The sequence below is a fragment of the Bacillus haikouensis genome, assembly GCF_013179555.1.
Taxonomy (GTDB): domain Bacteria; phylum Bacillota; class Bacilli; order Bacillales; family Bacillaceae_B; genus Rossellomorea; species Rossellomorea haikouensis_A.
The window spans coordinates 1-10654 of the sequence record NZ_JABMCR010000150.1 but is presented as its reverse complement, the minus strand read 5'-3'; the positions used below and the strand labels follow the sequence as shown (position 1 = coordinate 10654).

11 protein-coding genes are annotated in these 10654 nt (G+C 44.4%); 8 read left to right on the top strand and 3 right to left on the bottom strand.

Annotation, left to right across the window (positions count from 1 at the left end):
- The 3 genes from leuS to HP456_RS14455 form a co-directional block, all read left to right on the top strand.
- The coding region (gene leuS, locus HP456_RS14465) for a leucine--tRNA ligase (protein WP_246289074.1) at positions 1–2006 on the top strand (2006 nt) is incomplete at its 5' end.
- A gap of 437 nt (positions 2007–2443) precedes the next feature.
- Positions 2444–2758, top strand: a complete 315-nt coding sequence (locus HP456_RS14460; protein ID WP_172252291.1) for a rhodanese-like domain-containing protein — start codon at positions 2444–2446, stop codon at positions 2756–2758.
- A gap of 115 nt (positions 2759–2873) precedes the next feature.
- Positions 2874–3056 carry a sporulation protein Cse60 gene (locus tag HP456_RS14455; RefSeq protein WP_172252289.1) on the top strand — a complete coding sequence of 61 codons (183 nt, stop codon included), beginning with the start codon at positions 2874–2876 and terminating at the stop codon, positions 3054–3056.
- 49 nt (positions 3057–3105) lie between these two features.
- Here the strand turns inward: HP456_RS14455 and HP456_RS14450 are convergent, their stop codons facing one another.
- Positions 3106–4365, bottom strand: coding sequence for a BaiN/RdsA family NAD(P)/FAD-dependent oxidoreductase (locus HP456_RS14450; RefSeq protein WP_172252297.1), 1260 nt, complete (start codon positions 4363–4365; stop codon positions 3106–3108).
- Between the two features lie 297 nt (positions 4366–4662).
- Between HP456_RS14450 and HP456_RS14445 the strand changes: the two genes are divergently transcribed.
- Complete coding sequence (locus HP456_RS14445; RefSeq protein WP_172252287.1) at positions 4663–6282, top strand: putative polysaccharide biosynthesis protein; 1620 nt, start codon at positions 4663–4665, stop codon at positions 6280–6282.
- A gap of 46 nt (positions 6283–6328) precedes the next feature.
- Here the strand turns inward: HP456_RS14445 and HP456_RS14440 are convergent, their stop codons facing one another.
- Positions 6329–6562: a hypothetical protein gene (locus HP456_RS14440; RefSeq protein ID WP_246289070.1), complete on the bottom strand. Its 234-nt coding sequence runs from the start codon at positions 6560–6562 to the stop codon at positions 6329–6331.
- Between the two features lie 142 nt (positions 6563–6704).
- Here HP456_RS14440 and HP456_RS14435 point away from each other — a divergent pair, with 142 nt between their 5' ends.
- Positions 6705–7421: a pseudouridine synthase gene (locus HP456_RS14435; RefSeq protein WP_172252285.1), complete on the top strand. Its 717-nt coding sequence runs from the start codon at positions 6705–6707 to the stop codon at positions 7419–7421.
- 81 nt (positions 7422–7502) lie between these two features.
- On the opposite strand, the gene HP456_RS14430 is transcribed toward HP456_RS14435, so the two are convergent.
- The gene (locus tag HP456_RS14430) at positions 7503–7724 is read right to left on the bottom strand and encodes a DeoR family transcriptional regulator (RefSeq protein WP_172252283.1); all 222 of its coding nucleotides are present in this window, start codon (positions 7722–7724) and stop codon (positions 7503–7505) included.
- 373 nt (positions 7725–8097) lie between these two features.
- Between HP456_RS14430 and pepV the strand changes: the two genes are divergently transcribed.
- The 3 genes from pepV to HP456_RS14415 form a co-directional block, all read left to right on the top strand.
- On the top strand, positions 8098–9498 hold the full coding sequence (gene pepV / locus HP456_RS14425) for a dipeptidase PepV (protein WP_216663291.1): 1401 nt from the start codon (positions 8098–8100) through the stop codon (positions 9496–9498).
- 21 nt (positions 9499–9519) lie between these two features.
- Positions 9520–10386, top strand: coding sequence for a D-amino-acid transaminase (gene dat / locus HP456_RS14420; protein WP_172252279.1), 867 nt, complete (start codon positions 9520–9522; stop codon positions 10384–10386).
- Positions 10387–10399: 13 nt separating this feature from the next.
- On the top strand, positions 10400–10654 hold a 255-nt coding region (locus HP456_RS14415), incomplete at its 3' end, for a hypothetical protein (RefSeq protein ID WP_172252277.1).

Below are 10654 nucleotides of genomic sequence, written 5' to 3'. Positions count from 1 at the left end.
GGATATTCCTCAAGCTTTATGAAAAAGGCTTGGCTTACGTTGATGAAGTAGCGGTGAACTGGTGTCCGGCACTTGGGACGGTGCTTGCAAATGAAGAAGTCATCGACGGGAAAAGCGAACGCGGGGGCCACCCGGTTGAGCGCCGCCCGATGAAGCAGTGGATTCTGAAGATTACGGCATATGCCGATCGTCTTCTAGATGATTTGGAAGATGTGGATTGGCCGGAGAGCATCAAGGATATGCAGCGCAACTGGATCGGCCGCTCTGAAGGAGCAGAAGTAGTCTTCAACATTGATGGCCATGATGCGTCATTCGATGTTTTCACGACTCGTCCTGACACAATCTTCGGTGCAACCTATGCTGTTCTTGCTCCGGAACATCACCTTGTTGAAAAAATTACAACAGAGGAACAGAAAGAAAAAGTAGAAGCGTACCTTGAAAAAGTGAAGACAAAAAGTGACCTTGAACGAACCGATCTTGCAAAAGAAAAAACAGGTGTATTCACAGGGGCTTACGCTATCAACCCGGCAAACGGCAGCAAAATGCCGATCTGGATTGCTGATTATGTTCTTGTAAGCTACGGATCAGGAGCCATCATGGCCGTTCCCGCCCATGACGAAAGAGACTATGAGTTTGCTAAACAATTCGACCTTCCAATCGTTGAAGTGGTTGCCGGCGGAGACGTTGAAAAAGAGGCATATACGGGTGACGGGGAGCACGTTAACTCTGATTTCTTGAACGGACTTGGTAAAGAAGAGGCAATCACAAAATCAATTGCTTGGCTTGAAGAAAAAGAAATCGGTACGAAGAAAGTCACATACCGCCTTCGCGACTGGCTGTTCAGCCGTCAGCGCTACTGGGGTGAGCCGATTCCGGTCATTCATTGGGAAGACGGTACAACATCAGGGGTTCCTGAAAGCGATCTTCCTCTTGTTCTTCCAAAAACAACGGAAATCAAACCTTCCGGTACAGGTGAATCTCCACTTGCCAACATCAGCGACTGGGTAAACGTCGAAGACCCTGAAACAGGTAAGAAAGGACGCCGTGAAACAAATACGATGCCGCAATGGGCGGGAAGCTGCTGGTATTACCTTCGCTACATTGATCCTCATAACGAGGAAGCACTTGCCGATGCGAAGAAGATGGATGACTGGCTTCCGGTCGAAATGTATATCGGTGGAGCAGAGCATGCGGTACTTCACCTGCTGTACGCCCGGTTCTGGCATAAATTCCTTTATGACATCGGGGTCGTCCCAACGAAAGAACCATTCCAAAAGCTTTTCAACCAAGGAATGATTCTAGGGGAAAATAATGAAAAGATGAGTAAATCAAAAGGAAATGTAGTTAACCCGGATGAAATCGTAGAGTCGCACGGAGCGGATACGCTTCGCATGTATGAGATGTTCATGGGGCCGCTTGAAGCATCCGTTGCCTGGAGCACGAACGGACTTGACGGGGCGCGGCGCTTCCTGGACCGTGTATGGCGCCTTCTGGTTGATGAAGACGGAACCATTTCAGACAAAGTAACGGATACTCCAAACAGCAATCTGGAAAAGATTTATAACCAGACAGTCAAAAAAGTGACAGAAGACTATGAAGGTCTTCGCTTCAATACAGGCATATCCCAGCTTATGGTCTTCATCAATGAAGCTTATAAAGCAGAAACTCTTCCGAAAGCATACGTGGAAGGATTCGTTCAGCTCCTTGCACCAATCGCCCCTCATATGACAGAAGAGCTTTGGGAAAAACTTGGTCATGAAGATTCCATTACGTATGTCGGGTGGCCGTCGTTTGATGAGTCAAAACTTGTCGACAACGAAGTGGAAATCGTTCTTCAAGTAAACGGGAAAGTGAAGGCGAAAGTCATGATCCCCCGCGATATGAACAAAGATGATCTTGAAAAAACCGCTATGGAAAACGAAGATATCAAGAGTCAAATCGAAGGGAAAACCATTCGTAAAGTGATTGCAGTACCTGGCAAACTCGTGAATATCGTAGCGAATTAATCTATTTGCAGGGAACGGACCTTTCTGAGGTCCGTTCTTTTTTTATAGATGGTTTCGAATCTGAAGCCGGGAATGGGTGTTGCTTATTCGTTAGGCCGCAGGAGGGTGGGTGCCAGGCACAAATGGTCTGTTTTGAGCCAGGCACAAATGGTCTGTTTTGAGCCAGGCACAAATGGGGCTTTTTGTACCAGGTACAATTCGCGCTGTTTGTACCAGGTACAATTCGCGCTGTTTGTACCAGGTACAATTCGGACTGTTTGTACCAGGTACAATTCGCGCTGTTTGTACCAGGTACAGTATTTCAGATACCCGGCTGATTAATCCGGCTCCAGATTTGTTTGGATTTCACACTAAATACCCCCGCGAGTTTAATGTTTTTGTGAATGGGTGTTCCTTTGATATAATCAACATTGATTACCACGAAAGGGTGAAGAACTATGAATGAGATCAGAACGATCAGTACAGATGAATTGAACACAAAACTTGAAAACGGTGAAGAACTTTTATTGGTTGACGTGCGGGAGGATGAAGAAGTAGCCGAGGGCATGATCCCGGGAGCACGTCATATCAAGATGGGGGATATCCCGGAGTCGCTTGATGCATTTGATAAAGATAAAGAGTATATCTTTATCTGCCGTTCGGGGAATCGCAGTGGAAATGTTGCTCACTATCTGCAGGAGCAGGGCTACAAAGTGGTAAACATGGAAGGCGGCATGATGAACTGGGCAGGGGAAACGGCTCCAAAGAAATAATGGTTCAATCCAGCACATTCCTTAGCTTGGATGTGCTCTTTTTTTTGGGACAATTGTTTGAAAATTAAAAAATCTGACAATACTGATGATAATTTAGTGATAAGGTGGGAGCGTAATGATCCAGGTGAAAGTGTTCGATTATGAGCATGAGAAGGATTTGGAGAAGGATATGAATCATTTTCTGAGTAAGGTGGATGAGAAAAAGATCGTCGATATCAAATATCATATCGCTGCATTGTCAGAAGAGATGGAAGAACAGATTTATTGCTTCTCTGCCATGGTGATTTATCGAAAGTAAAAGGTTGATGCGTCTGGTGAATTGAGACGATCAACCTTTCTTTTTTTGCCTAAACCTTAGCGGCATTCAAACCGGCAAGACGGCCGGTCACCAGTGCACTTGTGATATTATATCCGCCAGTATACCCGTGGATGTCGAGTACCTCACCGCAGAAAAACAGCCCGTGCATTTTCTTGGAAGCCATCGTTTTCGGTTCGATTTCCTTAACTGAAACGCCCCCTCCCGTAACGAAGGCTTTTTCGATTGAAAGGGTGCCGTTCACTGTGAAGGTGAATTGCTTTAACAACTTTGTGAAATGGCGTATTTTCTCAGAGGAAATATGATCGCCTTTTTCATCCGCGTCAATTTCGGCTTTATCAAGTAAAAATAACAAATATCTTTCTGGCACCAGGCCTTTGCAGATATTCTTCGCTGCTTTCTTCCCTTCCTCTTTCACTTGTTTGAATAAGGATTGGAACAACTGCTCTTCGTTTGTTTCCGGAATGGAGTCGATGACCATTGTGACATGGTTCAGGTTCCACTTCTTCATTGCTTTGACTACATATTGACTGCAGCGGAGGACAGCAGGACCTGAAATGCCTAAATGGGTGAAGATCATATCCATTTTATGGGTGATCAGTTTCTTTCCTTTGGGATTCAACACACTCAGTTCAATATCACGGAGCGATAAACCTTGTAATTCTTTTTGTTTGATGAACGGTTCATCCGAGGTCAATGGAACCTCTGTCGGAAACAGGTCGGTGATCGTGTGACCGGCATTTCTTGCCCAGGGGTATCCGTCACCAGTTGATCCCGTGTGTGGAACTGATTTTCCACCGACTGCGATGACGACGGCTTTTGCCGGGATTACATTACCGTTCATCAGCCGGATGCCTTTCGTTTCTCCATCTTCGTAGATCACTTCTTCAACAGCAGTATTCGTTTTTGTCTCAATCTGCAATTCTTTCATCCTGTTTAAAAGGGCTTCCACGACATCAAGCGCCCTGTTCGATACCGGGAACATCCGTCCGTGATCTTCTTCCTTTAATTGAATCCCAAGATTTTCAAAGAATGAGATGATATCTTCATTATTGAATTCGGAAAATGCACTGTACAGGAAACGGCCGTTTCCGGGGATATGCTTGATGATTTCATCAATCGGCAGGCGGTTGGTCACATTACAGCGTCCGCCTCCTGAGATCGCAAGTTTTTTTCCGAGTTTCGTCCCTTTATCTACAAGGAGGACCTTTGCACCGTTTTCGCCGGCTGCAATGCTCGCCATCAACCCGGAAGGTCCCCCGCCTATAATAATCACGTCATATGCTGACATCTTTTCACCAACTTTATAGTTTAACTTCTCAACAGTTAATATTATCAAAAACAAACCCACTTAAAAAGTTTCAGATAATTATCAGCACCGGGATCTACTGCAGTCCAGGGGTTGGATTTTTAGGAGTCAATAAAAACATGTTAACGGATTCACGCCTCAGGGTAGTTCACATACTGTGTCCGAAAAAAATTGTCATTCGATACATACAGTAGTAAACTACTGATAGTGTGTAAAATTACGAGATGTACTTACGCATGCTTCTAAAAATAGGAACATGCTTTTCTAGAGAGGGATACTATGTCATCTAAATTAATAAAAGGAACGTTTATCTTAACGTTAGGGACCTTTATTTCTAAATTTCTGGGTCTTTTTTATGTTATACCGTTTGATGAGTTGTTGAAGGGTCACGAAGAAGGGGCGTCGCTGTATCAATATGGTTATGTGCCTTATACGATTTTCTTAACAGTGGCCACAGCCGGGGTTCCACTGGCTGTTTCGAAATTTGTATCGAAATATAATGCAATCGGGGAATATGCGGTCGGACGGAGGCTGTTTAAGTCAGGCTTGCTATTGATGACGCTCACGGGGATACTTTCATTCTTAGTCATGTATATATTTGCCCCGTTTTTTGCTGAGATGACAATTGAGAGTGATGAACAGGCCATATCGGTTGCACAGATAACCACGGTCATCCGGGCGGTCAGCTTCGCCTTGATCATCATCCCATTCATGAGTTTGATACGCGGTTTCTTTCAGGGGCATCAATCGATGGGGCCGACTGCTGTATCACAGGTCATCGAACAGATTGTCCGAATCGTATTTCTACTTGGCGGGATTTATGTGGTACTGCATATTATGGACGGCACGGTTACGACAGCGATTAGTGTTGCGACGTTTGCTGCGTTCGTTGGAGGATTAGCAAGTCTGGCCGTCCTCGTCTGGTATTGGTTCAAGCGAAAGCCGTCCTTGGACGTCCTTCTTGAGGAGGACAGGGGAGAAGCAGAAGTTTCTCTTCCGAAGATGTACAAAGAGATTGTAGCATATTCAATTCCTTTCATTTTTGTAGGTCTTGCTAATCCGTTGTTCCAAATGGTTGATTTAATCACTTTCAATAAAGCGATGGCTTCTATTGGAAATGCTAAAATTTCAGATTATGCCTTGGGAGTGTTAAACTTCTACACTCATAAGCTCGTGATTATTCCGGTGTCATTGGCCACTGCCTTTTCCATGACACTTATTCCGCTAATCACAACATCATATTCAAGTGGTGATCGGAAAACAATGCGCAGGAACATCGATCAAGCCTTCCAGATACTATTGTTCTTGACGGTGCCAGCCTCGATTGGTATTGCTCTACTGGCAGAACCTACTTATACATTGTTTTACCACAGTGACGAGTTAGGGTCGGACATTTTAAGAATTTATGCCCCGGTTGCGATATTGTTTGCCGTATATGCAGTAACGGCATCCATCCTTCAAGGGATTGACGAACAGAAGTTTACGATATTCAGTCTGCTGGTCGGACTGCTCATCAAACTCGTGCTCAATATTCCACTGATCAAACTGTTTGAAACACAGGGAGCTGTTATCGCGACAACGATCGGGTACGCAGCTGCGATTGCGATCAATTTATATGTAATCAAAAAATATGCAAGGTATAAATTCGAGCTCATTATCAGGAGAACGGTGGCTATCGGTATCATAAACGCGGCCATGGCTGTAGTTGTGCTGATTTTGTATGGCATTCTAGAACAATTCCTCAATCCGGCATCCGGTTTTCAGGCAATCATCCTGGTTGTCATCTGCGGAGGAGCAGGGGCTCTTGTCTATTTCTACTTGAGCCTGAGAAGCAAGCTTGCAGATAAACTGTTTGGCGACCGGATCAGCAGGATCAGAAGCCGTCTGCGGATAGGATAAATTAAAAAAGGGGATGAAATTCATCCCCTTTTTTAATTGCCGTCTATTATTGATTGTAATATCCCAGCTGTCGTTCCAGTCTTTCAACTTGCCGTTCAAGGCGGTCGACTTTGCGGTCAAGTCTTTGATATTGTCTTTCTAAACGATCGAGTCGCTCATTGAAGTTTCCTCCGCCGCCGCCTCCGGGATATCCTGGATAACCTGGGAACTGCTGACCGCCGCCCGGCAGCGGGATTGGTATTAAAATACCGCCGGTTCCTTGTTGTCGAAAAGGATGCATACTTGTCACCTCGATTAAATTGGGTTTTATGCTTATCGTTAATAGCCTATGTGTAAAATAAGATAATGAATGGGCTTTTGTCTAGGTGGAATACGAATGTTCCAACGCACGTACGTATTAAAAATAGAGTAGGAGTGTCAATATGAGAATCGATAAATTGCTTGCCAATATGGGCTATGGAAGCCGAAAAGAAGTAAAAAAACTGTTGAAGGATGGAGGTCTCCAGGTGAATGGTGAGGTCATCAAAGATGGAAAAGTTCACGTTGATGCGGATAACGATACTGTCATGCTGTACGGCGAAAAAGTCGAATACCGCGAATTCATCTACTTACTGATGAACAAGCCGCCGGGATTGATCTCTGCCACAGAGGATGCCAATGAAGAAACCGTCATTGATATTTTGCAGATGGATGACCAGATTTTCAATCCCTTTCCGGTGGGGAGACTGGATAAAGATACAGAAGGCCTGCTCCTCATCACGAATGACGGGCAACTATCCCATCAGCTTCTTTCTCCAAAACGGCATGTGCCGAAAACCTATTTCGCCGTTATCGAAGGGGAAGTCACCGATCGGGATATAGAAGCCTTCAAAGAAGGTGTGACGCTTGAGGACGGTTATCATACAAAGCCGGGAGAACTTGTGATATTAAAATCAGGTCCCACTTCGGATATTGAATTGACAATCACCGAAGGCAAGTTCCATCAGGTAAAGCGAATGTTTGAAAGCGTAGGGAAACGTGTTGTTTACTTAAAGCGTTTGTCAATGGGGCCGTTGAAGCTGGATGAGGACCTGGAGCTTGGAGAATATCGTGAGCTGACCGATGAGGAAGTAGAGATGCTGAAGGAGTTTCGTCCCTGATTTGACCCTGAATATGAAAAAGCCCAGCCCCTCAAGTGATATACGCTTCAGGGGCTGGGCTTTTCTTATTATTCTTTTTCTCTATGAAGACATCTTTACTTTCTTCTGAGTTGTTGTCCATTGGCCTCGACTTGGGCTTTGTACCAAGTCGTTATACGCTAACACGTTGAGATCTCTTTGAATGGTGCGAGGAGTAATGCCAAATTCGTCAACGAGATCTTGAGTTGTTACAGTACCTTTCTGTTTAATGTACATGTATACAGCCTTAATTCTTGTTAGCATACGATTGGTTGAAGGTTTCAAAGAACCACTCCCTCATCAGTTTTCCAAAGTCAAAGACTACATCGTCATTTGTGCACCTCAAAGTGCTACCTATGTACTATGCGCTTTAGACAACCCCTTTTCCTTTTAGAGTGTACTCATAAGATGTCTGACAATCATATTGTACCCCTAATTCTATAAAAATTCTATAAAAATTATCTAAATTTACAAACAATTAATGATGAGTACCGTTGTTATCCCCATCTTATGAGGTTCACTGTTAAAAGATGAATAATTCTGAAAAATTAACAAGCAAACTTTTTTGTTTAGGTATTTCTCCCTGTTTGGATTTCCTCCTAAAACAGTATAAAATGGGAGGTGAATAGTTTAAATACATAATGAGCAGGTGTTAAGAATGAACTGGACACAAGAAGTAGAGAAACGAAAAGATGATTTATTGAAAGATTTACAGAGCTTTTTACAAATTAAAAGTGTCTTGGATGAAGAGAATGCGACAGAGGATGCACCGCTTGGGACAGGGGTGAAGGAAGCGCTTGATTTCTTATTGATGCTTGGGGAGAAAGACGGTTTCATCCCTAAGAATGTCGGCAATCTAGCAGGTCACCTTGAGTTCGGTGAAGGAAAGGATCTGCTCGGCATTCTTTGCCACGTCGATGTCGTTCCTGAAGGCGATGGCTGGAGCGTCGATCCATTCGGAGCAGAGATCAGAGATGGAAAGATTTATGCGCGAGGGGCGATCGATGACAAAGGGCCGACGATGGCTGCCTATTATGCAATGAAAATTGTAAAGGAACTTAAGCCTGATTTTGCAAAGCGCGTCCGTATGATCATCGGGACTGATGAAGAGAGTGATTGGAGATGTGTCGATCACTATTTCAAGAAAGAAGAAATGCCTTCGATGGGTTTTGCCCCTGATGCCGATTTCCCGATTATCTATGCGGAAAAAGGGATTGCAGACTTTGATCTCGTTCAAAAAACGGGCAGGGAAGATAACGGATCAGGCAACAAAGTGCTGTCATTCGAATCAGGCCGCCGCTATAACATGGTGCCAGACTATGCAAAGGCTGTCGTCCATCTGAATGAAGATCACACGAAATGGGTGCAGCAGTTTGAAATTTTCTCGAAAAAAGAGGAGATCAAAGGTAAATACTATATTGAAAATGGTGATGTGGTTTTTGAATTGGAAGGTGTATCCGCGCACGGTATGGAGCCGGATAACGGGAAGAATGCAGGACTTTTCCTTGCAGCATTTCTTACTGAACTGCCGCTTGAATCTCATGCTGAAGCCTTCTTTGCTTTTACAAAAGAAAACTTCTTTAAGGATTCAAGAGGTGTTAAGCTTGGGGTGAGCCACCGGGATGAGATCACTGGGGATTTGACCATCAATGTCGGTAAGCTGCGATACTCACATGAGGAAGGTGGCAGCCTGGGGCTGAATATGCGTTACGGAATCCATTACGATATGGAACGTGCGAAAGAGATTCTTCACGGCATTGAAAGCTTCACAGTCGAGAAGTTCACAGACAGCAAGCCGCATCATGTTTCAGCAGATGATGAGCTTGTGCAGACTCTGAGAAAAGTGTATGAAGAGCAGACCGGGGAAAAGGCTGAGCTCATCTCGATCGGCGGAGGAACATATGCAAGGAGCCTTGAAGCGGGCGTTGCATTTGGTCCGTTATTCCCGGGGAGAGAGGATATTGCCCACCAGAAAGATGAATATATGTATATTGAGGATCTCCTCAAGGCTACGGCGATTTATGCTCAAGCCATTTATGAATTAGCATGCAAATCCTAAGGATCGGGAGGAGAGAAGAATATGACTGTTGAAACGGTTTTTCTCAATGGGGAATTTGTAAAAAGAAAGGATGCGAAAGTGGATATCGAAGACCGCGGCTATCAATTCGGGGACGGTATCTATGAAGTCATCCGTGTGTACAACGGCGAAGTGTTCACGATGGACGAACATATGGAGCGCCTGTATCAAAGTGCAGAGAAAATGAAGCTTAAGATACCTTTTGAATTTAAGGAGCTTTCTTCAATTGTATTCAAATTGATTGAAGTCAATGAGGTGCAAGAAGGAAGCGTTTATATGCAGGTTTCAAGAGGGATTTCCCCGAGGCAGCACCATTTCCCCGCGGGGGACGTATCTGGCAGTGTGATAGCATATACCAAAGAAATGAAAAGACCGTTGAAGCAAATGCAGGAAGGCGTGACAGCCATGCTTGTTGAGGATATCAGATGGCTCCGCTGTGATATCAAGAGTCTGAATCTCCTGGGAAACCTTCTGGCAAAAGAAGAGGCGGCTTCGAGAGGGCATTTCGAAGCGATCCAGCATCGTGGTGAGACCGTGACAGAAGGATCCTCTTCTAATGCATTTATCGTAAAAGACGGTACGATCTTTACACATCCTGCTACGAATCTTATCCTAAACGGGATTACGAGAAGGGTCATTAAAGAATTAGCCGACAAGAATGGAGTACCGTTTGTTGAAAAGACATTCACTGTGGATGAACTGCTTTCCGCAGAAGAAATCTTTATAGCGAGTACGACGTCTGAAGTAATGCCTGTCGTGAAGGTTGATGATGTGACGATCGGACAAGGGGTTCCGGGATCATTAACGACGAAGCTGCAAGAGTTATTTTCCAAGAGAATCAAGGAAGATTGTAAGGTCCAGGCAGTTTGATGGAGGGTGCGGGATGGAATTGATTTGTTCTCAAGCTTATATGAAGAAAGAACGGTTGATAGAAGACAACCAGCAGTTTACGGTGGAAACGGAAGAATTTCTATATTTGTATCGCGATAAAATCGTGACGCCAAAACGAAGCTTTTCGCTGCATCAGGTAATGGATGTAACTAAAAAGCATCTTTCCGCACGCTACATATTCCTCTACCTTCACACCATTGAAGGTGTGCTGACGTTTGTAGTGAAGTCTTCACCGGATCATTTCATC